This window comes from Variovorax sp. PBL-H6 (genome assembly GCF_901827155.1).
In the GTDB taxonomy this organism is placed as follows: Bacteria; Pseudomonadota; Gammaproteobacteria; order Burkholderiales; family Burkholderiaceae_C; genus Variovorax.
Map to the genome: position 1 here is coordinate 1,821,059 of NZ_LR594659.1, position 24,675 is coordinate 1,845,733.

Here is a 24,675-nt window from a genome sequence, read left to right on the forward strand (position 1 = left end):
GGCAGAGCCTCGAGCAACGCGACGCGGCCTTCCGGCAGCACGATGCCGCAAGCGCTCGATGCCTCCGTACTCCAAGCCGATCCAGTGTGCACCAGGCCAGACGCGGGCAAGGGCGGATGGTGATGCCGATGGAGGGAAAAAAGCCCCAGCATAATTGCCTCCCCCACCTGAGCCTCGAGCAGCTCCCCACCGAATGAAGTTCCATTTGCCATACAGCGTCGGAAGTCGCGATCTTCCCTCCCTGTACAGCTTGTGCGCCGAAGTGCGCCGATGCACAGACCGAGAGATCGAACTCGATGGTTCGCGCGTCCAATTTGTCGACCCACTCGGGTTAACCGTTCTGGGTGCCCTGCTTTCCAGCAAGCATGACCAGCGAATTTCGATGCCCTGGTTACCGGTGAATATTGCTGGGTATCTAGACCGAATGAATTTCTTCAAGCATTGCGAAATCCACGATGTCGAAAAGCCTGCTTGGGGTAGGAATGATCTTCGCAATAAATTGGTCGAGCTTACCTGCATTGAAAGTCATGCAGATAGCGATAGGGTTGCGAACGCGCTGGCGGACGCAATCACGGGAACCTTGACAGACGCGAATCCAAACGCAGCATTCGATCCGAGTACTGGCAAAAATCAATATGACCGCTTTCGTCATCCAATTTTCTACGCGCTGTCTGAATTGATCGAAAATTCTTTGACGCACGCACGGCAACAAGGCAACCTTAGGGCAAAAGTCTGGGTCGCGTCGCAGTACTACGATACCGCAGGTATCGTCCGTATGGCAGTTGTCGATGACGGCTGCGGCATGTTAACGACGCTCGCAAATCATCCGAGGCTTCCCGAAAAATCGCACCTTGCCGCTATTGCTACCGCGCTACTTCCCAAGGTGAGCTGCAATAGAGACGGCCGTCTTTACAATACCCAAGGCAATCAGGGAGTAGGCTTGACGACTACTGCAAAAATCGCAAAATCTGCGCGCGGATCTCTTGCGATTGCTTCGGGTGATTCTTGCGTTTTTTCAAGCACTGGAACGGGCGCCGTGCTAGCTCACGGTGGCCACTGGCAGGGCGTCGCCATCGGATTTCATTGCCGGCGTAGCAAGCTGGCAGCTGTCCGCCTCGGGGAGCTCCTGCCGAGAGAAACCGCACCGTTTGAGGTTTCGTTCGAAGAGTGACGCTTACCCGATGAAGAACGATGCTAAATTCGACCCACGCGTGAGCGCTTCCACCTGCCTGGAGCAGACATGATGTCTTTGACGCAACTGTCGCTGCACCAACTAGCCCTTGGCCCCTCGGGCCAAGGCTCAGCACTGGGTAGCCGCGCCCGGGCCGTTGGGCTTCGCCGACAGGTCGAAGCAGCCCTTGAAGAAGGTAGCAAGGTAGTCCTCGATTTTGACGGGGTGCAAGCTACGCAGTCTTTCGTCGACGAACTGATTGGCGTTGTGGTGCTGGAACGCGGTCCTGATGTTCTGCGGCAGGTTTCGTTCAAGAGATGCTCCACTGACATGAAGGCAATCGTCAGCTTCGTCGTGTCTGATCGAGCAAAGCAGCATCTTGCCTCTCTGGCCTGACCATTTGGAACCGTTCGGCTGGCACCTTACGAGAGTTCACCGCTTCATCGATTCCTCGCTGTTCTATCAGAGATTTTGGCGCGGCGGGCACTTGCTCTGCCCCTCAGCGCGTCGACCACAACCCTGGCAGCAGAGACATGCGTGAGCTCGCGCAGATCATCGAGGCGCGCATGAAGCATCCACCGCGCGCTGCTCCCAAGCCCGTATTCCAGATGCCCTCCGGTCCTGCCGTGCCCGCGGTGCCGGAGCATCCTTGAACGGAAGCGACTCCTATACTGCCAAGCCCTCAACCAGGAGACACGCGCATGACCCATCCCCGCACCACCCTCCAACTCCGCTCGCTGATCAAGCGCAGCGGCGAACTCGAGCTCTCCCTGGTCGAGGAGCCGATTCCCGAGCCCAAGCCCCACGAAGTGATCGTGCGCGTCGAGGCCTCGCCGATGAACCCCTCCGACCTCGGCCTCTTGTTCGGCGCCGCCGACATGAAGACCGCGAACGCGAGCGGCACGCCCGAGCGCCCGGTGATCACTGCCACCGTTCCCGAAGCCGCAATGAAAGCCATGACTGGCCGGCTCGACCAGTCCATGCAGATCGGCAACGAAGGCGCCGGCGTGGTGGTGGCGGCCGGCGCCTCGCCCGAGGCGCAGGCGCTGCTGGGGAAGACGGTCGCGGTGCTCGGCGGCGCGATGTACACGCAGTACCGCTGTCTGCCGGCGCCTCAATGTATGGCGCTGCCCGAGAGAACGACGCCCGCCGAGGGCGCCTCGGCCTTCGTCAACCCGCTCACCGCGCTGGGCATGGTCGAGACCATGAAGCGCGAAGGCCACAAGGCGCTGGTGCACACGGCCGCAGCCTCCAGCCTTGGCCAGATGCTCAACCGGATCTGCCTCGCGGACGGCGTCGAACTCGTGAACATCGTGCGCAGGAAGGAACAGGCTGAGATCCTGCGCACCATCGGCGCCCGCCATGTGTGCGACGCCAGCGCCCCGACTTTCATGGACGACCTCACCGAGGCACTGGCAGCTACCGGCGCCACGCTGGCCTTCGATGCCATCGGCGGCGGCAAGCTGGCCGGGCAGATCCTCAACGCCATGGAGGCCGCGCTGCTGCGCAAGGCGACCGAGTACAGCCGCTACGGGACGCCGATCCACAAGCAGGTGTACATCTACGGTGGCCTCGACCGCAGCCCGACCGAGTTCACGCGCGGCTTCGGCATGACCTGGGGCATGGGCGGCTGGCTGCTGTTCAACTTCCTGCAGAAGGTCGGCCCCGAGGACGGGGCGCGGCTCAAGGCGCGCGTGGCGGCGGAGCTCAAGACCACCTTCGCGAGCCGCTACACCAAGGAAGTGTCCCTGCGCGAGGCCCTGCGGCCGGAAGAAATCGCGGTCTACGCGAAGCAGGCGACCGGCGAGAAGTACCTGCTCAACCCGAATCGCGCCTGAACAAGGTGCCTGATGCAGGCACCCGAGGAGTGCGACTGACCTCCTGGTGATCGGCACGGGGCATACGGTGCCCGCGCTGCATCGCCGCCGTCGCGATCAGGCGTCGGGCACGTACATGTACCCCGCGTTGCGCACCGTCCTGATGCAGCGCGGCTCGCCGGCAGGGTCGGGCTCCACCTTGCGTCGGAGCCGGCCGATTCGAATATCGATCGAGCGGTCGAAGGGCTCCCATTCGCGGTTGCGGGTGTGCACCAGCAGCTGGTCGCGCGAGAGCACGCGGTTGGGGTTGGCCAGGAACACGCGCAGCAATTCGAATTCCATTGCCGTCAGCGCCACCTCGGCGCCGCCCTGCTCGAACAGGCGGCGCGCTTCCATGTCGACCTCGCAGCGGCCGAAGCGCTGGCGTCCGCCGCCGAGGGGCGCGGGCGCGGAGGCCGGCGGCTCGGGCGCGCCGGTCCGCGCGCGGGTGCGGCGAAGCACGCTCTTCAGGCGCGCCAGCAGCTCGCGCGGATCGAAGGGCTTGGCGATGTAGTCGTCGGCGCCGATCTCCAGGCCGACCACGCGATCGATCACGTCGCCCGAGGCGGTCACCATGATGATCGCCACGTCGTGGTGCTCGCGCAGGTACTTGGCCAGGCTCAGCCCGTCCTCGCCAGGCAGCCGTATGTCGAGCAGCACCACGTGCGGCGGCTCGCGCTCGAGGCAGTCGCGCATCTGCGCGCCGCTGGATGCTTCACCCATCGCGAAGCCGTGCCCGCTGAGGTACTCGCGCAGCATGGCGCGCACCGACGCGTCGTCGTCGACGATCAGGACGCGGGCGGGCTCTTCCATCCGCCGGATTCTGCGCGACACCCGGGCGCTACACAACCACAACACAGGCGATGACGGCTGAAGCGCGCTGGTTACCTGCGGCTTCCAGACTGCAGGACAGGGTCGGGCATACCCGCCGAGATGGCGCCGGCCCTGTGTTTTCATCCAACCTGAGGAACCGAGCCATGAACAGCAACAGCACCGAGCGTTACGCCAAGGTCATCGAGGTCTCCAAGCGCGTGCGCTGGGAAATCGATCGCGACATCATCCGCGGCCGCGGATTCGACTACGGCCGCCACTTCCTGCCCGACGGGCTGTCCCTCGCGGACGAGCTGCCGTTCCTGAGCCGGGAGGAGCACCGGCTGCTCAGCCAGCTCCAGGGGCGCACCTACGCCAACATGTTTGCGCTGGTCGAACGCTTCATCACTGCGAAGGTCCTGGAACTCGGCCGCGCGCAGGCCCTGGGCGACCAGGTCGCCATGGAGGCGCTGGTGCGCATGAGCGACGAGGAGCTCAAGCACCAGAAGCTGTTCCGCCGGCTGGAGTCGATGATGGAGCAGGACATGCCGCCCGGCTACGTCATGAGCGCCGATCCCGATGCCATCGCGCAGGAGGTGCTCGGCAGCGGCAACTGGGCCGTGCTGGCGCTGACGCTCTACATCGAGCTTTTCTCGCAGGCGCACTACCGTGCCAGCATCGCGTCGGACGAGCACATCTGCCCGCTGTGGAAGGACGTCTTCCTGTACCACTGGCGCGAGGAGTCCCAGCACGCGATCCTCGACGAGATGGAATTCCTGAAGGAGAACGCGCGCCTCGACGCCGCCGGGCGCGACGTGGCGGTCGGCGAGCTGATCGCGCTGGTCGGCGCGGTCGACGGTACCGTGCAGGTGCAGGCTGCAGCCGATGCCGGCTATTTCTGCGCGATCACCGGGCTCTCCGGGCATGCCGTGCGCGCAGCGGCCATCCATACGCTCGTGCTGAAGGCCTACCGGTGGCAGTACATCGTCTCCGGCCTGCTGGAGCCGCGCTTCAACAAGGTCCTGTTCTCCTGCCTCGATGCGGCGCAAGCCACGCGCATCCGCAATGCCACCGCGCCGCTCGGCTATGCGATGCCGAGGCAGCCGGGCGTTGCGGAAGCAATGGCGGCTTGAGTCAGGCCGTCTCTCGCAAGAGTGCCTGCAGGTGCGGGGCGGCGTGCCTCTGTGGCGGACTCGTCGCGGAATGTCCGAGCTTCAATCCGTCGACGCAAGTAACTCGCACAGCACCGTCCGCAGGCGCTCTGCGTCGATCGGCTTTCGCAGGAGCGCATGCACGCCGCAGCGTGCCAGCTCCTGCGGATCGAAGCCGCCTGCATTGCCGCTGATCAGCACCACCGGCAGGTTGGGGCGCAGCGCGCGGGCGTGGGCGGCCAGCTGCAAGCCAGTCATGTGCGGCATGGTCTGGTCGGTGATCAGCAAATCGGTCTCGTGCGCCGGCTCCGCCAGCCATGCAGCCGCGGTCTGCGGCTCGCGCTGCAACCGCACGCGCAGCCCCCAGCTGGCCAGTCGTTCGACCAGGAAATCGCCGACCATCGGGTCGTCCTCCACCACGAGCACGCTGCCGCGCAAGGCCGGCGCGCCGGCCGCGCGGCGCGGCGCCGGGTCGGAGGCGGCGGCGGGCGCGGTCGTCGCCCGAGGCAGCATCACCGAAAACACCGAGCCGGCACCCCGCGAGGTGCGCAAGCGCAGATGCCCGCCATGGCCATGCACGATGCCATGCACCATCGCCAGGCCCATGCCCGAGCCGCTGCCCGGCGCCTTGGTGGAGAAGAAGGGGTCGAAGATGCGCTCCTGCAGCTCTGGTGCGATGCCGCTGCCGCTGTCGGCCACGCTCAGCTCGATCCAGGGGCCGCCATCCACTGGCGCGCGGCAGGAGGCACACTGCCAGCGCTCCTGTGCATGCGACAGCAGGTGCACGCTGATGCGGCCGGCGCCATCCAGCGCATCGCGCGCGTTGATGCACAGGTTGAAGAGCACCTGCTCGAGCTGCACCGGATCGATGGCGACGCACAGCGGCGAGGCAGCCAGGTCATCGACGCCCGCGTTGCCGTCCAGCGTGACCGAGGAGGGCAGGGTGGCGCGCAGCAGGCGCAGGGTCTGGCGCACCAGCGGTGCCATGTCGAGCACGCGCGCTTCGCCGCGCTGGCGCCGCGCGAAGGCCAACATCTGCCCGACCAGGTCGCGCGCGCGCTGGGCCGCCAGGTGCGCCTGGCCCAGCTGGCGCAGCAGCACCGCGTCGCCGCTGGTTTCGGCGCGCTCCTCGCCCAGCACCAGGTAGCCGATCACGCTGGTCAGGATGTTGTTGAAGTCGTGCGCGATGCCGCCGGTGAGCTGGCCGATGGCCTCCATCTTCTGCGCCTGCCGCAGCTGCGCCTCGAGGGCCAGGCGGGCCGCTTCGGCCTCGCGCCGCGCACTGATGTCGCGCACGTGGCCCACGAAGATATTTCCTTCGGGCGCCTCCGCCACGCTCACCGCGAGCTCGACCGGGATTTCTTCGCCGCTGGCAGTCAGCGCCGTCGATTCGACCAGCCGGCCCAGCATCGGGCTGCTGCCGGTGATCGGGAACTCGCGCAGCCAGCGCCGGTGCGCCTCGCGCCGCCGCTCGGGCACGATCACTTCGGCCACCGGCCGGCCCATCACCGCCTCGCGGCGATAGCCGAACACGCGCTCGGCGGCCGCATTGAACTCGACGACGCGGCCCTCCGCGTCCATGCCGATCACGCAGTCGAAAGCCGCTTCCACCGTCGCGCGCAGCCGGGCCTCGCTGCGCTGCAGGGCACGCTCGCGCTCGCGGCGCTCGGTGATGTCGCGCGTGAAGGCGAGGATGTGGCGTCGGCCGTTGAAGGTCGCCGGCTTCAGCCGCACCTCGTCCCAGTGCAGGCTGCCGTCCTTGTTGCGGCGTTGCCATTCGAAGGAAGGGCAGTGGCCCTGCTTGGCCAGCTCGATCCAGCGCAACGCGTCTTGGGCGGTGTAGGGCGGCACGCCGGAACTGACGTCGGCCACCGACAGGCGGATCAGTTCGTCATGGGTGTAGCCGTAGGTCTCGCAGGCCCGGCTGTTGACGTCGATGAAGCGGTCCGAGTCCCAGTCGTGGACGAAGATCGCGTCCTCCGCGGTCTCGAAGATCGTGCGGTAGCTCGCTTCGGAATGCTGCAGGGCCTCGCTGGCGGCCAGCCGCTCGACTTCGGCCGCGGCGCGCATGGCGAAGATCTTGAGCATGGACTCCACCCGGTCTACCTGGATCAGCGGGCGGCGGGAGGCGATCGACACCACCCCTAGCGGCGTACCGTCGAGCGCGGTGAGCGGATAGCCGGCGTAGCTGACGGTACCTTGCGTTTTCGCATCCTCGTCGTCGGGAAAGAGCGTCTGCAGCTCGCTGGGGTACGCGCGGAACTGCTGCCCCAGAACGGTGGCGCAAGGCGTGCCCGCAATGGCGTAGCGGATGTCGTGCAGCACCTGGCCGTCGCACTGCATGGCGAGCATGGTCAGCTGCTTCGGCTCGTCTTCGGCCCGCCGGGCGATGAAGGCCACCTCGACGTGCAGGATGGTCGCCAGCAGCCGCACCAGCTCGTCGAACACGGTGCCGCTGCGCGCGCCCGAGACCGCGAGCGCCGCCGAGCGCAGCGCCTCGTCGGTCCGGGTGCGCTCGATCTCCGCGGCCGCGCGGCCGGCGACGATCTTCAGCATCGCCTCGGCATGGTCGGCGTGGCCGCCGGCGATCGGCACGCGGTCCATGGCCACCAGCAGGCCCAGCGCTTCGCCCTGGCTGTTGCGCATGGGGAAGGCGGCATACGAGTCCATGCCCTTGGCCGCGAACAGCGAGCCCCGCGGGAACTCCGCCGCCACGCCGCTCGCCACATAGCGGAACTCGCGCCCGACCACGTGCGCGCAGGGCGTGCCCTGGAGGACATAGTCGAAGTTCTTCAGGGCTTTGCCGTCCAGCCGCACGGCCACGGTCTGCATCAGGCTGCAGACATCGTCGGAAAACACCGCGATGAAGACGGTCGGCACGGCCAGCGCCTCTGCCAGTTCGCGCACCAGCACATCGAACAGCCCCGGCCCGCCGGGATGCGCGACCGCCAGAGCCACGCGCCGCAGCGACTGGAGCTGCGCCGAGAGGCCGGCGAGCGTGGCGCCGTCGCTGGTGGTCGGTGCGATGGCTTGCATGGCGCCAGTCTAGGGCTGCTTGGGCGGGCCGTGGTCCTCATTGCCTGCTCGATACACGCCGGATACATGGCGATTGCAGTGGGCCGCCCGCGCAGCGAAACGGCTACGGATGCACCGGTGTGGGATATCAGGCGAATACCCGCGGCAGACATCCTTGCGGCATCGGCCCACTCAAAGGCCGCTTGTTCGAGTACCGAGGAGTTGTGATGTCCGACCCCCCACTTTCCCTGTCTGTTGCCTCCTGCATCGCTTGCCTGGTCCACCTCCACGAACGGCTGCAGGCGCTGCTGGTGCTGCTGCACTGGCAGATGCGCGGGTCCATCGCACGCGAGCTGCGGCGTATCCGGCCCGGCCCGGCCTCCCTGCTGGGCCATGCCCTGGCGGCGCTGCTGAGCACCGGGTGCGCCAGCCTGCCGCCCCCCGACGCCGCGCGTGCGCGCTCGACGGTGCTGGGCGACGTGGCGCACACGCGACTGGCCCAGGTGGCACGCGCCTCGGCGGCGGGCGTCGACCCGGCGCTGTCAGGCTTTCGCCTGCTTGCGGACGGCGACCAGGCGCTGGATGCGCGCATCGCGCTGGTCCGCCGCGCCCAGGTCTCGCTGGACATCCAGTACTACCTGGTGGCGGCCGACGCGACCGGGCGGCGCTTCCTGCGCGAGCTCGGCGAGGCTGCTGGGCGCGGTGTGCGGGTGCGCCTGCTGGTCGACGACCTCTACGCGAACGACAGCCGCCTGCTGCTGGCCGGTCTGGCGGCCCAGGCGAACGTGGAAGTGCGGCTCTTCAACCCGCTGCCCCAGCGCGGCGGCAAGGTGGGCACCCGCGTGGCGCTGTCGCTGCACGAGTTCGAGCGCATCAACCGGCGCATGCACAACAAGCTCTTCATCGCAGACGGTTCGCTTGCCGTGATCGGCGGGCGCAACATCGCTGATGACTACTTCAAGCGCGGCGAGCCTTCGAACTTCATCGACATGGACGTGCTGTGCTCCGGGCCCGTGGTGAATGGCCTGGGGGCGGTGTTCGACCGCTTCTGGAACAGCGAGCAGGCCTGGCCCGTGCAGGCGCTGCTGCCCGACACGGACGATGGCGCGCGAGCCTACGCGCAAGTGCTGCAGAGCGTGCGCGGTGACCCGCCCGTGGCGCCGCTCGACCGCCTCGGCTACCGGCCGGTGACGGCCGAGCTGGACGAGGGGCGGCTCACCCAGCATTTCGCGCCGGCGCGGCTCTATGCCGACGGCCCGGAAAAGGCCGCCACCGAAGGCCGGCCCGCACCGGAGGCTTTCGCGCTCGAAGGCGCGCTGCAGGCGATGCGCGAGGCACGCTCGCAGGTGCTGGTCGCCACTCCCTACCTCGTGCCGGGCGAGCGCGGCCTGGCGCTGATGCGGCGCGCGCGCGACAAGGGCCTGCGCGTGATCGTCATGACCAACGCGCAGGCCGCCACCGACGAGCCGCTGGTGCACTGGGGCTATGCCCGCTACCGGGCCGAGATGGTGGCCATGGGCGTGGAGCTCCACGAGCTCAGCCCGGCGCTGGGCCGGCGGGCCGACGCGGCGGCCGGCGAATCCGCCTCTTCTCTCGGCCGGCTGCACGCCAAGCTGGCGGTCATCGACGGCCGGCGACTGCTGATCGGCTCGATGAACATGGACCGGCGCTCGATGCGCGCCAACACCGAGCTGGGCGTGCTCATAGACAGCCCGGCGCTGGCTGTCGAGGTGACGCAGACCCTGCAGCGCGACCGCGACGTCGGCAGTTACCGCCTGCGGTCGGCCGCACGACGCCCCGGCAGCCTCGAGTGGGTGGCGCAGGAGGCCGGACGCGAGGTGGTACATCCGCGAGAACCCGGCGTGAGCTGGGCCGAGCGGCTGCGGCTCGGGCTGATGTCGCTGTTCGTGGCAGAGGAGCTGCTCTAGGTCGAGGGCGAGGGCCGGGAGGCCGGGGCGCTCATTGCAGTTGGAGCCGCCTGATCATTTCGCGCACCCTGCCCACGAGCTCCGCGTTCTGCGCGACATTCACGATGGCTCGCAGGCATGACAGCCGCTCCTCGCGGTCGATGTCTTCGTCAATCGCGAAGATAGTGACTAACTCAATGTGCGCGTCGTCCTCGGAATAGTTCCTGACCAACACGAGGCGCTGCTCCCGGGGTGTCGACTGGACGAGTGAGACTCCTCTGTCGAAATTGAATGTGGATTCCCGGGTGGCTTCTTCGCAATTGAACTTGACCGCATGATGCCTCTTTTCGTGACGTTCAATGAACTGCGCGCTGGACAGTGGTGGTGTCATCCCGGCGCCGACCTGCTGCGCGGCCGCACGTCTCGCCGGGGCAGTTGCCTCACCAGTGCGTGCGCGAACTTCTTGACCTCTGGGTGCTGTGCTGAGATCGCCCGAATCAAGACCAGGACGCGCTTTCGATGCGCTTGATCGATGCTCTCGTTCTTCGCGAACATTTCGATGAGTTGCGTGTGATCCGACCACTCGGACAGGGGATGCGAGGTGTAGACCCTGACCAGGATCAGGCCTTGTTCGTAGGCTGTGAGCCGGATAAACGCGGAGCGAAGGATGTCTGCCGGAAATGCACTCATGAACGACGAGGCGACGAACTCGTAGGTCATGGCAGACACCGAGCAGAACTGGCGCAGCATGTCCACGAGACAATCCACCAGCGGCTGCCGCTTCCAGCCATCAGATAGCGCCGAACGTTCGCACAGAGCACCCAGCAGGCGAACATCGGCAATGGTCCACAGGACATGGCTCTCGCGGAACGGATCGTCGATAAACAGGGGGGGGTGGTCGCCCACGCCATGGTGCTGCTGCAGGCCTGCAAGAAGCCCGTCCGGCACCGAGGCCGCATTGCCCGTGAGGTCCGTGCCGGGGTTCTCGAGCAGCGAAAGCATGCTGTCCACGTGGTGCCACTGATAGAGCATCCATGCAGGAAGCACAGCGCCAGTCTGCGAGTTCGACCCCTGCATGAGCTTCTTGAGATGGGTCAGCGCCCTGGCCGAAGTCACTTCGTCCGGGAGAAGGGACAAGACGCTGATCAGCGTCGTCACCTGGACGTCCTTCGGGTATGCAGCCAGACGAGTGAGCACGACAAAGGCGAGTTCTGCCAGGCTGGCATCCCCGAAGCCGAACATGCGGTCTGCCATCGCCAGCATGTGCAGGGGCAGTACCGACAGATCGACGTGCTGGGCAAAACAGGGAGACATGGCCTGTCTTTGGCTCGCCGACTGGAGTACTGCCAGATCGTGCAGGACGAGATACGCGCCCTTCAGCCATTCGTCCTCTCTTCCAGGCACGACGCGGGGCAGGGCGAGCATCAAGGCCCGCAGCATCAGGTCGAGACGCCGCCGCGCCACGCCTGGCGCGCAGGGCAGCATCGAAGCAACCCTTTGAGCCGGCACATCCACCAGCTCATGGATCAGACTCTTGATCACGGCATCGAGCTCGCCTGGGTCTTCTACAAACTGAAGAGCGAGCCTGAAGGTGGCTTCTGTTTTCATCCAGGGATAGTTCGCAAGCATCGGGCCGAAGCGCGTGGAGGCCCATGACAGGTCCCGCAGGAAATCCTGGTCTTTCTGCTTGGGCCCAAAAACCTCGGGCCGCGTCCAGTCGATGCCCACGTTCTTGAGCAGATGAGCCATCACCAACATCAGTGCATCGCGGCTCAGGATTGTTCTGTCCGGAGCATCGACGGGCGCGGCTCGTATGCCGGCGTCGCCAAAACCCAGCGTCGGCAACTTCTTCCTCATGCCGAGCTCGATGGAAACGACGTGTCTGATCAGCAAGGCACCGTTTCCTGGCAGCTGCCCTCGAATACGCTGGTCACGCAAGCAGACAAGCAGCCTTTGTACGGCCGCCAGCTGCAGCAGCTGGATTCCCGCACAAAGATCAGCCCAGACCGATCCCGACTGGCCGGCCGCCGATGCCATGTCGAGCAAGCGCGTCACGCAGCGATGGATTTCTTCGGGGGCAAAGTGGGGCAGCAAGTCACACAAGCGCTCCGACAGGCCCGACAGCAAGTCCGGACAGCCTACGCAATGAGCCGGGCTCAGTGCATCAAGCCAGTCATGGACTTCCTGCACTGTTTCGACGCCTTGCAGCACATTGAGCAGATGCGTGGTCCAGGTGGCCTGATTCGCTGCCAGGTCGGGGAGCTGGTCGCGAAAGGCCGCGATGCGCAGGGCAACAATGGAGGGACCTTCCGACGGGTGGACGCAAGGGGTTGCCGGAGGCTCGGGCGTGTCGTGTTCGACTTGCCCTGCGTTCGGGCCCTTTCGCTCTTCGACCGTGTGCGAGCCTGTGGGCGAGTTGATTCGGATGGGTCGCATGCGTGAGCCTCTCTGGGCATTTGGATTTGGTAAGGGCGCATCGAGTTGATTGCATGCCGTGGGAGTGCTCGATTCCGATGCACCCGTGAGTAACTGGGTTTGGGCCCAGGTTCCACCTCCGGTCGCACGCTCTTTGACCAGTCCTGTCACCGGCGCTGTCACATAGCCGCTCAAAGTGTGGCCTTTTCCCCGCATCCAGCGCTCCGCGTGGTCTCGAGGTATTTGGATTGAGTACCTTCGGTTTAGCATTTGTCTCAAAGAGGGGACTTCATGAATACCTACCGCACGCTCAGCCAGGCCATCGGCGTCGCCCGCACACTCAGCGCGCAGAACCGCACCGTCGTCGTGTACCGGACCTCGGACGAGAAGTACGTGACGGCCTCGCCCAAGGACCCTGTCGCGGGGACGATCGAGGGCGTGTATCGCAACGGCTATGCGGTGCGGACGGTGCTGACGCGGGCGTGAGGCCGCTGGCAGCGGCGGGCTATCCCGTCGGACGCCGGATCATGGCGCTCTGGTGGCGCTCTGCTGGACTTCCTGGGTTCGTTGCCCCTGAAAGACTGACCCGAGGTCACAGCAAGGTGATGAACGTCAGTACTCTCCTACAGGGCCTGTCCGCGCACTCCGATCGGCCGCTTGCCGGCGAGATCCTCTGATCTCCCTTCGATCCAGGCTTCGAAAGGGAGTCCCCCATGGCGCTGACCTGCGGCGCATGCCACACCCTCAACAGGGATGCAGCGATTTACTGCCGCGGCTGTGCCAGCAAGCTCTCGGCCGCTTCGTGCGATCCGGGCGCGCGCGATGCGCTGACGCGGCGGCGCCAGTTGCCGCAGGCGCCGCAACGCCCCCGGCCTGAAGGCCTGGGCCTCGTCATGGTGGCGAAGCGGCTGGACCCACCGGCCTTGTGGGTCTCGCTCCTGCTGCTCCTCTGGTCCGCCGCTTTCGTGCTCTGGCATGTGAGCCGGACACACGCGCAACACGCTGTCCCGGCACGGCCCATTGCGCTCGCCGTCGTGCAAGCGCAGGCCGAGCCCTTGATTCCGGCTGCAGGGATGCAGGCACCGCCCCGCCGCGATGCGGTCGGCATCACCATTGCCGCTGAGCCTGCGAAGCGCACGAACGATGTTCCCTTGGAGACTGTCGAGAAGTTCTATCGCGCGCTCTCCGTCGCTGACGGCCATGCTGCCGCGGCCCTGGTAACGCCCGCCAAGCGAGGTGCGGGCGCGTTCGACCCCGCCAGGATGTCGAGCTTCTACGGTTCGCTGCGACAGCCGCTCGTGTTGCGTTCCGTCCGCCGCCTCGACGGCGGCCGCATCGAGGCCCGCTACAGCTACAAGGCCACGGTCGCGCGCTGCGAGGCGACTGCCATCGTCGAAACGGAGCGGGTCCGCGGTGCGGCGGTGATCCGCAGCATCCACGCCAATTGCTAGCGGCTTACTGCGCCGGGTTCCAGGCACGCCGCGTGCCGTGCCGAGGGGCATCCCTCGTCACCTTCCAGGAGCTCCGATGGCTACGCCGAAGTCCCCGCCTGCGCTCGACGCCGCGATCATCGGCGGCGGCCCCGCCGGCCTTGTTGCCGCCGTATATCTCGCCCGGCTGCGGCGATCCGTCGCGATCGTGGATGCGAGCCAGAGCCGGTTGGCCACCATTCCGCGCACCCGCAACTACCCCGGCTTTCCGGACGGCATCTCCGGCCCGGCATTGCTGTCAGCATTGCGCGAGCAGGCCCATCGCTACCCGATCGAACACCGCGCCGGCCAGGTCGACGCGCTGGAGCGTACAGAAGAGGGTTTCCGGCTCTCCTGGCAGGGCGGCGATCTGACGGCCCGCGTGGTGCTGCTCGCCTCCGGTACCAGCGATGTCGTGCCTGCGATGCCGCACCTGTCGCAGGCGCTGCGCAGCGGCCTGCTGCGCTACTGCCCCGTGTGCGACGGCTACGAGGTCATCGACCGCAAGGTCGGCGTCATCGCAAACGGTCCGGCGGGGGTGCAGGAAGCCCGCTACCTGCGGCATTTCACGCCGGACCTCACGCTCTTCATGACGCCGGATGCGCAGTCGCTTGCGCCCGCCGAGCGCGAGCGACTGGCTCAGGCCGGCATCCGGCTTGCCGAAGGGGCCGTCGAAAGCATCCGGGAGTGGGACGGGCGAATCAGCGTGCGCCATGGCGGCTTTGAGACGGCCTGCGAGTCGCTGTACAGCGCGCTGGGCCTCGAGGTTCATTCGACGCTTGCCGAGCGCATCGGAGCCCGGACGGACGAGAGCGGCTACCTGCTGACGGACCGGCACCAGGAGACCGACGCTCCCGGTCTGTATGCCGCGGGCGACGTGGTGCTCGGGCTCAACCAGATCGCGGTCGCGGCGGGCACGGCGGCAATCGCCAGTGCGGCCATGCACCTCGCCTTGACTCGGCGCGAGCCGCGCTGAGCGCATCTGCTCGAGAGGCTGCTTACTGGCGCGGCATCCGCTCGAATGCCTGCAGCGAAGGATCGATGGCGTCCCACGCCAATCCGCGCACGCTGTAGGTGAGCGCCTGCGGCACGAAGCGATCGGGCTCGTCCAGGCTGCCTGCGTGAACCGCGATCAGCTCCGGCGCCTCGGAGAAGCTCAGGTAGACCGGCGTTCCGCAGACCGGGCAGAAGGCGTGATTCTTCACGTTGCCGCTGTCGGCCGTGACCTCCCAATGCGCCGCCTCGCCAGTGATCGTCATCTCGGCCCGCGCGGGAAAGGTCAGGTAGGAGCCGTGCCCGGTGCCGCTGCGTCGCCGGCAGTCGACGCACTGGCAGTGGTTCTGGAAGAGGGGCGCGTGCCTCGTTGCGTAGCGGATCGCGCCGCACGCACATCCGCCGGTGTAGGGCTGGGTCATAGGAACAACTCCCGGTTGAAGCCGACGAATCAGCCCGCCTTGGGCTTGGCGAAGACATCGATGCCCTGGCCCGTTTCGAGCAGGGACTTGAGGCTGGACAGAACGATCGGCCAGCCCTGCTGGATGCCCTTGGCCATGCCGCTGCCAGCCTCGAGCTCGTCGTGGGTGACGGTCAGGCGCACCATGTCCTCGTACGGCGCAATGTCGAAGCTCACGCGGCTGTAGCTGGCCGGATCGGCCGCCTGCGAGGGGCTTGCCCACGTGATGACCAGGCGCGCAGGCGGCTGGACCTCGACCACTTTGCCGACCACCTGGACTGTGCGCTGCTCGTCGGCACGCACGTGCTCCCAGGCTGCTCCGGGTGTCCACTCGGAGACATTCTCGTGGCCCCAGTAGCGCCGCGCGATCTCCGGCCTGGTGATGGCCTCGAACACCTTTTCCGGTGTCGAGCGGATGTAGGTCACGTAAACGAAGCTCGTCTTGCTCATCGTCACTCTCCTTCGAGTTGTTTCTTCAGGTCGTGCAGCAGGCTGAGCCGCTGGCGTTCGAATTTCCGCACCCACCGCTCGTAGACCTCGTGCAGCGGCACCGGGTTGATGAAGTGCAGCTTTTCCCGGCCACGCCAGACCGTGCTCACCAGGCTTGCCGACTCGAGAAGCCCGATGTGCTGCGTGACCGATTGCCGCGCCATGTCCAGGTGCTCGCAGAGCTCGCCCAGCGTCTGCCCGTTCCGCTCGCAGAGCAGGTCGAGCAGCTTTCTGCGGGTCGGGTCGGCCAGTGCCTTGAAAACCTTGTCAGCGTCCATCTGTCGTGTCAGTGCGTGAGCGGATGATATGCAGGTATATGCCTGCATGTCAAGCACTGCATGGGCTCGGGGCCCTGCTGGAAAGCGCCAGAATCAGTCGCCGCTCTACACGATCGCGCCGGACCGCGGACTCGCGCGGGTGTGCGGCGATTGAGATGGCGGATCGGACTACCTGAATCGGTAAAGAAGGTGCGGATGACGCCGCCCCATTCCTCCACCTTGCACAGGACGGATTCCCCGATCGCTTCCCGCTGAACGGCGGGCTCGTCAGGACGGATGTCACTCATCCGCCGTCAGATCGATCGAGGCGCGTTGCAGGGTGGGGGCGTTGTGACGTGCGGGCGGCGCGGGGGCATACTCGAAAAGTTCGCAACTCCCCTGAATCACTTCGAATGGACAAGGAAGTCGACCCCGACGTACTCGCGGTCATCAACGAAAAGCGCCTGACCGGGGAGAAGCGCACTCCCGTCGACATCATCGCCAGGATGGGCGTGCCTGATGCGCGCCAGAAGGCGGCCGACCAGGCCTGGCTGGGCACCGGCGACAAGGTCATCGCCACGATCTGGGCAGAGCTCGTGAGCATCGGCGCGGGCGGGCGATGGTTCTGCCTCGAGTCCCTCGATGCGGAGCGCCGGATCGGGGGTGGCGAGCGAAGCGCCACGCAGGCCCAGCGCGCCAGCAACCGCCTGGACTTGCTCAAGCGCTCGCTGGACGAGGGCCAGGGGTTCAGGGCCGTGCTGCAGACGAACCGCGTCCCCATTCGCGAAACCGAGACCGACAGGTCGGCCAAGGTGTCGATACGCGTGCCGGACGAACAGGAGTGGCACGTTGCAACGTGGGATGCCGACCGGAAACTCGCGGTGCTGGTCCGCGGTCCAGGCGAGTGGGTGCCGAGCGAGGAAGACATGCAGGCCGCGCGCGCGCGGGGCGGCGTCCCGGCGGCGCCGGCGCCGTCCGGCCCGGTATCCCGGGACGAGCTACAGGCGGCCGCCATGGACCACCTGACGCGGCACTTCTCCGGCTACGGGTACAAGACCGAGAACGTGGCTGGCCAGGCGCTCGGTTACGACATCGAGGTGACGGACAAGAAGGGCGCCACGCTGCTCAAGCTCGCGGTGAAGGGCACCGCCGTCGGATCGACCGCTTTCCAGTTGACGTCGCAGGAGCGCGCGTGCGCGAAGCAGGGCGATCCCTGGCGCCTTGCGGTGGTCACCGATGCGCTCGGTCCCGCGGTGCAGCACAAGCTCTACAAGCCCGCAGAGATCGACCAGGCACCGGGCCTCGAGCCCGCTGGCTGAAAGGCGTGCGCTCAGGCGATTCGCCCGAACCAGAGCAGGGAGAGCGTCGCCGCAGTCATCGCCACCAAGGCAGAAATCAGCGCCAGCACGCCGGCCAGCTCGGTTTCCCGCGTCAGCACCTGCACGCGGGAACCGAGGTTTTCATAGACGCTGCGCAGCTTCTCGGCCGTGCCGGCGTGGTGGTACTCGCCGCCGGTCATCCGCGCCACCTCGCGAAGGGTCGGCTCGTCCAGCCTCATGTAGATGGCTGTGCCATCCATCGTCGAGGTGTCGCCTTCCACCGTTCCCAGCCCCACCACGTGGATGCGGACACCGCGGTCCGCGGCCATCTTCGCGGCGGCCAGCGTGTCGACACCGGTGGTGCGGCGGCCATCGCTCAGCAGGATGATCGCGGCCGACTTGTACGAGCCCGGTGCGACCGGCGTGAAAGGCCGGGGCGGCGGCTTCGCCTTGTCGTCCAGGCTGCGACCCTGCGGCCTGCTGCCGAAGTTCATGTCGCCGAGTTCGATGCCCTGCTCGGGAAACAGCTCCGCCAGGCACAGCACGATGGCGTTTCCCACCGCCGTGCCCATCTGCATCTGGAAGCCGTCGATGCCCGCGATCACGGAGGCGCGGTCGAGCGTGGCGCGCTGGGCGACCTGGCTGCTGCCGGCAAAGGTGACGAGCCCGACCTCGATCTCCTTGGGCAGGTCTCGCAGGAACAGCTTGGCCGCTTCCTGCGCGGCCACCAGCCGGTTGGGCTTGACGTCGGTGACCCGCATGCTCAGCGAGACGTCCATGGCCAGCATGATCGACGACCGCGCCCAGGGCAGCGGCACCCGCGCCACCGGGCGCGCCGCCGCGATCAGCAACCCCGAGCAGGCCAGCAGGAACAGTGCAGGCGGAAGATGGCGCCGCCACTGGCGGCCGGCTGCCGCCTCGCGCACGATGCCCACGCTGCTGTAGTGCAGGGCCGCACGGGCGCGGCGCTTCAGGAGCCACACGTACACCGCAGGCAGCAATGCAAGCGCCAGCAGGAACCAGAGGTACTCGGGCCAGAGAAAGAACATGGTGCCGACGGAATCCAGCGCCGCGTGCGGATGCGCAGGAAATCTCCGCAGTACAGCAGCATCGTGCCTGCGCCGGGTCGATTCCGCAACCGCGGCGCTGCCGCGGTCATTGCAGCCAAAGGGCCAAGTCCGAACCTGGCGGAAAAGTTCATCGAACTTCGCCGCGGCCTTACAAGCGCTTCACCTTGCGCCTGCAGTATTGGGGCTCCTGAACAACTCCTCGAAGGAGCCGCCATGAAGAAGATGTTTTTCGCACTGGGTACCGTAGCCGTGGTCGCACTGGCTGCATTGAGCGCTCCCGCACAGGCTCAACCTCACCACGGGGACCGCGGCTATCGCCCTCAGGTGATCGTCGTTCCGCCGGCGCCGCCGCGTCCCATCGTCCGGCATGGCTATCAACCGCGTCATGACCATCGTGCCGACTACTACCGGCATGACCGCCGTGCCGCCTATCGCCATGCGCGCCGGGACAGCGACGGTGATGGCGTGCCCAATCGCTACGACCGCAACCCGCACAATCCCTATCGCCGCTGAGTGAGAGGGGCGAGCAGCCCCTGGAGGTGAAATCCGGCCTGTACGGGCGAGAGCGGGGAAGTTGCTGGCAAACTCGACCCTCCCTCTCCAACACCGGTAACGGCATGCGCGTGAAATCCTCTTTCCTGGCCATCGCGCTCGCGCTGGCGGCGCCCGCGATCGCCATGGCGCAGCCGGCAAGCCAGGTCGACGCCGCTGCCTGCAAGGCCGAGGAGGAGGCACTCGAGCAGGACATGGCCGTGGCCCGCTCGAGGGGCCAGATGCTGCGCCGGCGCGAACTTGCCGAGGCATTGACCGCACTGCAAGGCCGCTGCAAGACGCTGGCCCCGGCGCAGAGCCGCGCGGCGCGCATCGACAAGCTGGAGCAGGAAATCAGGGAACTGCGGCTCGAGCTCGACCGGGCCGAGGCGCAGCTTCGCGAGCTGACGCACGGCGGGTGAAGAATTCGTGCGGGGGTCTGCCTGGGTGCTAGCCCAGGGCCAGCCGCGTCCCCGTCCCGCCGACAGCCTTCCGGATCCCGTCCGGCCCGTAGAAGGGCAGGGCCGCAGCCTGCAGGTAGTGCAGCGCGTTGCGCGTGAAGTCGAGATGGCCGTGGACCATGGCGCCATTGCGCCGGTTCCCGGCCTTGGCATGTTCGGCGAGCTGCAGCAGTGCGGCCCATGCCTCGAGCGCGGTGGTCCCGGCCGCCGCTGCTGCGGCATCGGCACCCGCACGCCCGGGTTCGAAGCCCATCGCCACTTGCACCGATTCGCGGGCCTGGTCCAGCGCCGTCATGCGGTCGAGCAGGGCGGCCTTGCGTCCGGTCAGCGGCGCCAGGTCGGTGAAGAGGCCGTCCTGCATGCTCCGCTCCTCCTGCGCCAGCACGCCGAGGAACTCTTCGACGCAGGCCTTCTCGGCCAGCAGATGGGGCAGCAGCATGGCGGTCATCTTTCTCAGCCCTCGTTCTTTCCGCTGAGCAGGTCGCGCACGTTCTTCAGGAGGCCGTCGGCGATGCGCTCGGGATGCACGGTGTACTCGCCGGCGAGGATGGCCTTGCGGATGTCCGCGACGCGCGCCGCATCGAAGTCGGCGTTAGGCCCGCTCGGCAGGGAATGAACCTGGGCCGAGGACAGCTGTACGGCGTCCTTGGCCTGTTCGGCGGCATCGGCGCCAGCGGCCGGTTGGGCCTTGGCGCCCTTGGCCGTGCGGGAGATGGAAGTGGCCGAGGAGGCGGGTTGGTCGATTTTCAAGATGGTTCCTCAAAGGGCTGATCGCTTTATCGGCAGGCCGTCCCTTAACTTTAGGGTCGATGCACGGGATGGCTTGTAACAGCCCTCATTGCGCAAGCCGGATCTGGCCTTCTTCGTCGGCCACCCCGCTGACCAGGCGGCCGTCGCGCGTCTTGGCCCGGACGAGGGCGCCGATCTCGGCGCGGCTCAGCGCGCGCGCTGCGGTGCTGACGGTGAAGCCGGCCCCCTCTGCGACCACCTGCACCGTCTGCCCCTGCTGGATCACGACCGTGCCGCGCAGCTGCTCGCGCCGCAGCGGCGCGCCGGGGGCGATGCGGTTGGCAGCCACCATGCCCTGGAGGTCGGCAGGGTCGACCAGGATCGACTTCGGAAGTGCCGTGAGGTCGCCGGTGCGCGCCGCCACGTCGGCGGCACCCAGCGGCCGGCCAGCCTCGATGGCGCGGGCGGCAACCAGGTAGCGGCCTTCGAGCGCGACGTGCGCCTGCACGTAGCGTGTCCACGGCCGCTCGCCCGGGCAGCGCAGGCCGACCGAGACGCGGCCCCAGGCGGAGGCGCCGTTCGGCAGGAAGGCTTCGAGCGCCTCGCAGGGCGGCAGGGGCGAGCCCGGCAGCCTCACGCGGATGCGGGCCTGGCCCGGCAGGCCTGCGGTCTGTGTCTTGAGCAATTGCTCCACCACGCGGCGCGCGTCGTTGTCTTCCTGCGGCGCAGCCAGGCTGGCGCCAGCGCCCAGCGCGGCGGCCAGAGCGACCGGCAGAAAGCAAAGGAAGAAGCGGGTCTTGTCCATCATCGGTGGGTCAGATTCTAGGAACCGGGCGGCCAGGGCCAAGGAGCGAAGTGCACGCCAAATGCCCCTTTGTTCGGCCCATTGCAAACGCGGGTCGTGCCTAGACTCGCTTTCCATCTGTCGCCACGCCTTCCCCTGGCCGCGACGCCAACGATGGAGCTCCCATGATCGACAAGCTGGATGCAGCGCTTCGGTTCAGCCGCGAGGCCCTGAACCTCCGGGCCCAGCGCCAGGAGGTGCTGGCCGCCAACATCGCCCACGCCGACACCCCCAACTACAAGGCGCGCGACTTCGACTTCGCGAGCCGGCTCAGCCAGGCGGTGGAGCAGGGCCGCGGCGGCGCTTCGGTGAGCATGGCCACCACCTCGGCGCGCCACCTGCAGGGCGAAGCTTCTGCGATGCCCGAAGCCGACCTGCTCTACCGCGTGCCGGCGCAGTCCAGCATCGACGGCAACACCGTCGAGATGGATGCCGAGCGCATCGCCTTCGCCGACAACGCGCTGCGCTACGAGGCCAACCTCACGGTGACGAGCGCAAAGATCAAGTCGCTGCTGGCGGCGGCGCAGCAGTAAGGAGCCCGCGATGCCATATCCGAGCGCCTCCATGAACATCTTCGACGTCGCGGGCTCCGCGATGGCCGCGCAGTCGCAGCGCATGAACGTGACCGCGAGCAACCTGGCCAACGCCGAAAGCGTGGCCGGCCCCGATGGCCAGCCCTACCGTGCCAAGCAGGTCATGTTCGAAGTCGCGGCCTCCGGCCAGCAGGACATCGGCGGCGTGAAGGTCTCCGGCGTGGTCGAGGACAGCGCGCCCCCGAAGATGGTCTACGACCCCAAGAGCCCGCATGCCAATGCCCAGGGCTACGTGAGCATGCCCAACGTGAACGTGGTCGAGGAGATGACCAACATGATCTCCGCCTCGCGCAGCTACCAGGCCAACGTCGAGGTGCTCAACACCGCCAAGACGCTGATGCTGAAGACGCTGACGGTCGGCCAGTAACCCTTCGACAACAAGCAAGCCCCCATGGCCATCAACGACGCCCTCTCTTCCCTCAACGCAGCCAGTGCCAGCACCCAGAGCAGCAGCACGGTGGGCGGCTCCGACAGCGAACAGCGCTTCCTCAAGCTGCTGGTGACGCAGCTCAACAACCAGGACCCGCTCAACCCCATGGAGAACGCGGAGCTCACCTCGCAGCTCGCGCAGATGAGCACGGTCAGCGGCATCGAGAAGCTCAACAGCACGCTGTCGGGCCTGGTCAACCAGACCGGCTCCAACCAGGTGCTGCAGGCCGCCTCGCTAATTGGCTACAACGTGCTGTCGCCCGGCAACCAGATCGGGACCTCCGCGCCCAAGGACGGCGAAGAGCCTGCGCCCGTGCCCTTCGCGGTGCAGCTGCCCGGCACGGCCGGCGACGTGCAGGTCAAGATCGTCGACGCTGCGGGCCACACGGTGCGCACCCTCGAGCTGGGCTCCCTGACGGAGGGCGTCAACGCCGTCACCTGGGACGGCAAGGCCGACGACGGCTCCGCGGTGCCGGGCGGCAACTACAGCTTCTCGGTGGTCGCCACGAACGACGGCACCAACGTCGAAGCCACCGCGCTCACCTTCGCGCAGGTCGCGGCCGTCAAGCAGGGCACGAACGGGGTCACGCTGGAGCTGGCCAACGGCCGCAGCATCAGCCTCGACGACGTCCGCATGTACCTCTGAACTCTTCTCTCCCGGGCCTCTCGCGTGGACGCAGGGGCCGCTTCATCCACGCATAGCAACAAGGATCGATCATGAGTTTCTCCCAGGGCATCAGCGGCCTGAACGTCGCCGCCGCCAACCTCGACGTCATCGGCAACAACATCGCCAACTCGGGCACCGTGGGCTACAAGTCGGCGGCCGCCACCTTCCAGGACATCTACGCCGGTTCGCGCATCGGGCTCGGCGCCTCGGTCTCGGGCGTGGTGCAGAACTTCACGCAGGGCGTCACGCAGACCAGCAGCCGCCCGCTCGATGTGGCCATCCTCAACGGCGACGGCTTCTTCCGCCTCTCCAGCCCCAGCGGCGAGGTGATGTACTCGCGCAACGGCCAGTTCACCCGCGACAAGGAAGGCTACATCGTCAACAGCCAGGGCCTGCGCCTGACCGGCTATGGCGTGACGGCAGCCGGCGGCCTCTCCGGCGGCACGCCCACCGCGCTGCAGGTGCAGACCACCTCGATGAACCCGAACGCGACCACCGGCGTGCAAGCCGAGTTCAATCTCGACTCGCGCCTCCCTGTGCCCGCGAAGACGCCTTTCGATGCCACCGACTCAGGCACCTTCAACTACTCCAACTCCATCGGCCCGGTCTATGACTCGCTGGGCAACCCGCACGAGCTCACCGCCTATTTCGTGAAGACCGGCGCCAACGCCTGGGCTGTCCACGCGCAGGCCGACGGCGCGCCGATCGGCGCCGGCGCCATCACCAACCTGACCTTCGACACCAACGGCAACCTCACGGCTCCGGCCGGCGGCACCTTCAACATCGCGGGCCTGAACTTCGGCAACGGCTCGGCCGCGGTGAACATGGCGGTGGACCTCTCGGGCACCACGCAGTTCGGCAATGCCAACGGCATGACCAAGCTCAGCCAGGACGGCTACACCTCCGGCACGCTGACTGCCTTCTCGATCAATCCCGACGGCACTATCACCGGCAAGTTCTCGAACGAGCAGACCAAGCTGATGGGCCAGGTGGTGCTGTCCAGCTTCGCCAACCCCAATGGCCTGGAGCCCAAGGGCGGCAACGCCTGGGCCGAGACGCAGGCCTCGGGCCCCGCGCTCACCGGCACGCCGGGCGAGGGCACCAAGCAGGGCTCGCTCGAATCGGGCGCGCTCGAGGCCTCCAACGTGGACCTCACCTCCGAGCTGGTGAACCTGATCGTCGCGCAGCGCAGCTACCAGGCCAATGCGCAGACGGTGAAGACGCAGGACCAGGTGGTCCAGACGCTCATCAACATCCGCTGAGCGGCCACAGGAGTAGCACTCAGTGGACCGCATGCTCTATGTCGCCATGAGCGGCGCCAAGCAGGCCATGGAACAGCAGGCCTCGGTCGCCAACAACATGGCGAACGTCTCGACGCCGGGCTTTCGCGCGCAGGTGAACAGCTTCCGGGCAGTGCCGGTGGTGGGCCAGGAGCCGACCACGCGCGCCTTCGTGGTCGCCACCACGCCGGGCGCCGACTTCAGCCCCGGCCCGCTGACGCAGACCGGCCGCGACCTCGACGTCGCGGTGCACGGCGGCGGTTGGCTGGTCGTGCAGACGCCCGACGGCGGCGAGGCCTACACCCGCGTGGGCAACCTGCAGGTCGGTGCCGACGGCCAGCTGCTGACCATGGGCGCACGCCCGGTGGTGGGCGAGGGCGGCGCGCTGGTGGTGCCGCCGGGCTCCACAGTGCAGATCGCCGCCAACGGCGCGATCACCGCGCGCGGCGCCGGCGATCCGCTGGTGGGCGTGGCCGAGGTCGGCCGCCTCAAGCTGGTCAACCCGCCGACCGCCGACCTGGTGCGCGGCGACGACGGCCTCTTCCGCATGCGCGAGGGCCTGCCGCCGGCCGAGGCCGACGCGGCCGTGACCGTTGCCAGCGGCGCGGTCGAGGGCAGCAACGTCAACCCGGTCGAGGCCATGGTTTCCATGATCGCCCAGGCCCGCAGCTTCGAGATGCAGATGAAGTCGATGCAGACCGCGAACGAGAACGCGCAGTCGGCCAACAAGCTGCTCGCGTACGGCTGATCCCCATTCAA

The 24,675-nt window shown here is 67.2% G+C and carries 27 protein-coding genes; 16 read left to right on the plus strand and 11 right to left on the minus strand.

The annotated features are described in order from the left end of the window. Positions 1-193: 193 nt before the first annotated feature. The 3 genes from G3W89_RS08685 (at position 194) to G3W89_RS08695 (ending at position 3,009) form a co-directional block, all read left to right on the plus strand. Positions 194-1,171 carry an ATP-binding protein gene (locus G3W89_RS08685; RefSeq protein WP_162573699.1) on the plus strand — a complete coding sequence of 326 codons (978 nt, stop codon included), beginning with the start codon at positions 194-196 and terminating at the stop codon, positions 1,169-1,171. 69 nt (positions 1,172-1,240) lie between these two features. Continuing rightward, the gene (locus G3W89_RS08690) at positions 1,241-1,567 is read left to right on the plus strand and encodes an STAS-like domain-containing protein (protein ID WP_162573700.1); all 327 of its coding nucleotides are present in this window, start codon (positions 1,241-1,243) and stop codon (positions 1,565-1,567) included. A gap of 305 nt (positions 1,568-1,872) precedes the next feature. Continuing rightward, on the plus strand, positions 1,873-3,009 hold the full coding sequence (locus G3W89_RS08695; protein ID WP_162573701.1) for a zinc-binding dehydrogenase: 1,137 nt from the start codon (positions 1,873-1,875) through the stop codon (positions 3,007-3,009). A 96-nt stretch (positions 3,010-3,105) separates the two neighbouring features. Here G3W89_RS08695 and G3W89_RS08700 read toward each other — a convergent pair whose 3' ends face one another. After that, on the minus strand, positions 3,106-3,840 hold the full coding sequence (locus G3W89_RS08700) for a response regulator (RefSeq protein ID WP_162573702.1): 735 nt from the start codon (positions 3,838-3,840) through the stop codon (positions 3,106-3,108). A 164-nt stretch (positions 3,841-4,004) separates the two neighbouring features. Between G3W89_RS08700 and G3W89_RS08705 the strand changes: the two genes are divergently transcribed. Next, a complete protein-coding gene (locus G3W89_RS08705; RefSeq protein ID WP_162573703.1) occupies positions 4,005-4,970 on the plus strand; it encodes a hypothetical protein in 966 nt (321 codons plus the stop codon). Positions 4,971-5,051: 81 nt separating this feature from the next. Here G3W89_RS08705 and G3W89_RS08710 read toward each other — a convergent pair whose 3' ends face one another. Then, positions 5,052-8,024 carry a PAS domain S-box protein gene (locus G3W89_RS08710; RefSeq protein ID WP_162573704.1) on the minus strand — a complete coding sequence of 991 codons (2,973 nt, stop codon included), beginning with the start codon at positions 8,022-8,024 and terminating at the stop codon, positions 5,052-5,054. A gap of 206 nt (positions 8,025-8,230) precedes the next feature. On the opposite strand from G3W89_RS08710, the gene G3W89_RS08715 reads away from it, so the two are divergent. Next, a complete protein-coding gene (locus G3W89_RS08715; RefSeq protein ID WP_162573705.1) occupies positions 8,231-9,931 on the plus strand; it encodes a phospholipase D-like domain-containing protein in 1,701 nt (566 codons plus the stop codon). 31 nt (positions 9,932-9,962) lie between these two features. On the opposite strand, the gene G3W89_RS08720 is transcribed toward G3W89_RS08715, so the two are convergent. Beyond that, the gene (locus G3W89_RS08720; protein WP_162573706.1) at positions 9,963-10,301 is read right to left on the minus strand and encodes a hypothetical protein; all 339 of its coding nucleotides are present in this window, start codon (positions 10,299-10,301) and stop codon (positions 9,963-9,965) included. Beyond that, complete coding sequence (locus G3W89_RS08725) at positions 10,298-12,346, minus strand: hypothetical protein (protein ID WP_162573707.1); 2,049 nt, start codon at positions 12,344-12,346, stop codon at positions 10,298-10,300. Before G3W89_RS08725 ends, G3W89_RS08720 begins: the two co-directional genes overlap by 4 nt. Before the next feature lie 270 nt (positions 12,347-12,616). Between G3W89_RS08725 and G3W89_RS08730 the strand changes: the two genes are divergently transcribed. The 3 genes from G3W89_RS08730 (at position 12,617) to G3W89_RS08740 (ending at position 14,770) form a co-directional block, all read left to right on the plus strand. Then, a complete protein-coding gene (locus tag G3W89_RS08730) occupies positions 12,617-12,811 on the plus strand; it encodes a hypothetical protein (RefSeq protein ID WP_162573708.1) in 195 nt (64 codons plus the stop codon). Positions 12,812-13,038: 227 nt separating this feature from the next. Then, a complete protein-coding gene (locus G3W89_RS08735) occupies positions 13,039-13,776 on the plus strand; it encodes a hypothetical protein (RefSeq protein ID WP_162573709.1) in 738 nt (245 codons plus the stop codon). Between the two features lie 76 nt (positions 13,777-13,852). Next, complete coding sequence (locus G3W89_RS08740) at positions 13,853-14,770, plus strand: NAD(P)/FAD-dependent oxidoreductase (protein ID WP_162573710.1); 918 nt, start codon at positions 13,853-13,855, stop codon at positions 14,768-14,770. 22 nt (positions 14,771-14,792) lie between these two features. Here the strand turns inward: G3W89_RS08740 and G3W89_RS08745 are convergent, their stop codons facing one another. From G3W89_RS08745 to G3W89_RS08755, 3 genes are read right to left on the minus strand one after another with little or no spacing between them, the layout of a single operon-like run. Beyond that, positions 14,793-15,209 carry a GFA family protein gene (locus G3W89_RS08745; RefSeq protein ID WP_162573711.1) on the minus strand — a complete coding sequence of 139 codons (417 nt, stop codon included), beginning with the start codon at positions 15,207-15,209 and terminating at the stop codon, positions 14,793-14,795. 29 nt (positions 15,210-15,238) lie between these two features. Next, positions 15,239-15,697, minus strand: coding sequence for an SRPBCC family protein (locus tag G3W89_RS08750; RefSeq protein ID WP_197893541.1), 459 nt, complete (start codon positions 15,695-15,697; stop codon positions 15,239-15,241). A 2-nt stretch (positions 15,698-15,699) separates the two neighbouring features. Beyond that, positions 15,700-16,014 (minus strand): ArsR/SmtB family transcription factor, encoded by a 315-nt coding sequence (locus G3W89_RS08755; RefSeq protein WP_162573713.1) that lies wholly within the window; start codon positions 16,012-16,014, stop codon positions 15,700-15,702. 392 nt (positions 16,015-16,406) lie between these two features. On the opposite strand from G3W89_RS08755, the gene G3W89_RS08760 reads away from it, so the two are divergent. After that, the gene (locus G3W89_RS08760) at positions 16,407-17,312 is read left to right on the plus strand and encodes a protein NO VEIN domain-containing protein (RefSeq protein WP_162573714.1); all 906 of its coding nucleotides are present in this window, start codon (positions 16,407-16,409) and stop codon (positions 17,310-17,312) included. An 11-nt stretch (positions 17,313-17,323) separates the two neighbouring features. Here G3W89_RS08760 and G3W89_RS08765 read toward each other — a convergent pair whose 3' ends face one another. Then, the gene (locus tag G3W89_RS08765) at positions 17,324-18,361 is read right to left on the minus strand and encodes a VWA domain-containing protein (RefSeq protein WP_162573715.1); all 1,038 of its coding nucleotides are present in this window, start codon (positions 18,359-18,361) and stop codon (positions 17,324-17,326) included. Between the two features lie 234 nt (positions 18,362-18,595). Between G3W89_RS08765 and G3W89_RS08770 the strand changes: the two genes are divergently transcribed. Both G3W89_RS08770 and G3W89_RS08775 read left to right on the plus strand, forming a co-directional pair. Next, on the plus strand, positions 18,596-18,895 hold the full coding sequence (locus tag G3W89_RS08770; protein ID WP_162573716.1) for a hypothetical protein: 300 nt from the start codon (positions 18,596-18,598) through the stop codon (positions 18,893-18,895). 104 nt (positions 18,896-18,999) lie between these two features. Beyond that, entirely contained in the window at positions 19,000-19,335 is a 336-nt protein-coding gene (locus tag G3W89_RS08775) for a DUF1090 family protein (protein ID WP_162573717.1), read from the plus strand. Positions 19,336-19,363: 28 nt separating this feature from the next. Here G3W89_RS08775 and G3W89_RS08780 read toward each other — a convergent pair whose 3' ends face one another. From G3W89_RS08780 to flgA, 3 genes are all read right to left on the minus strand, one after another. Continuing rightward, positions 19,364-19,813, minus strand: a complete 450-nt coding sequence (locus G3W89_RS08780; RefSeq protein WP_232076421.1) for a flagella synthesis protein FlgN — start codon at positions 19,811-19,813, stop codon at positions 19,364-19,366. A 14-nt stretch (positions 19,814-19,827) separates the two neighbouring features. Further along, the gene (gene flgM, locus G3W89_RS08785) at positions 19,828-20,124 is read right to left on the minus strand and encodes a flagellar biosynthesis anti-sigma factor FlgM (protein WP_162573718.1); all 297 of its coding nucleotides are present in this window, start codon (positions 20,122-20,124) and stop codon (positions 19,828-19,830) included. Between the two features lie 85 nt (positions 20,125-20,209). Beyond that, positions 20,210-20,911, minus strand: coding sequence for a flagellar basal body P-ring formation chaperone FlgA (flgA, locus tag G3W89_RS08790; protein ID WP_162573719.1), 702 nt, complete (start codon positions 20,909-20,911; stop codon positions 20,210-20,212). 161 nt (positions 20,912-21,072) lie between these two features. On the opposite strand from flgA, the gene flgB reads away from it, so the two are divergent. From flgB to G3W89_RS08815, 5 genes are all read left to right on the plus strand, one after another. Beyond that, a complete protein-coding gene (gene flgB / locus G3W89_RS08795; protein WP_162573720.1) occupies positions 21,073-21,480 on the plus strand; it encodes a flagellar basal body rod protein FlgB in 408 nt (135 codons plus the stop codon). Between the two features lie 10 nt (positions 21,481-21,490). Then, positions 21,491-21,907 carry a flagellar basal body rod protein FlgC gene (flgC, locus tag G3W89_RS08800; protein ID WP_162573721.1) on the plus strand — a complete coding sequence of 139 codons (417 nt, stop codon included), beginning with the start codon at positions 21,491-21,493 and terminating at the stop codon, positions 21,905-21,907. A 24-nt stretch (positions 21,908-21,931) separates the two neighbouring features. Then, positions 21,932-22,615: a flagellar hook assembly protein FlgD gene (locus G3W89_RS08805; RefSeq protein WP_162573722.1), complete on the plus strand. Its 684-nt coding sequence runs from the start codon at positions 21,932-21,934 to the stop codon at positions 22,613-22,615. A 71-nt stretch (positions 22,616-22,686) separates the two neighbouring features. After that, positions 22,687-23,898, plus strand: a complete 1,212-nt coding sequence (flgE, locus tag G3W89_RS08810) for a flagellar hook protein FlgE (RefSeq protein ID WP_162573723.1) — start codon at positions 22,687-22,689, stop codon at positions 23,896-23,898. Between the two features lie 22 nt (positions 23,899-23,920). Beyond that, positions 23,921-24,664, plus strand: a complete 744-nt coding sequence (locus G3W89_RS08815; RefSeq protein WP_162573724.1) for a flagellar basal body rod protein FlgF — start codon at positions 23,921-23,923, stop codon at positions 24,662-24,664. Positions 24,665-24,675 lie beyond the last annotated feature (11 nt).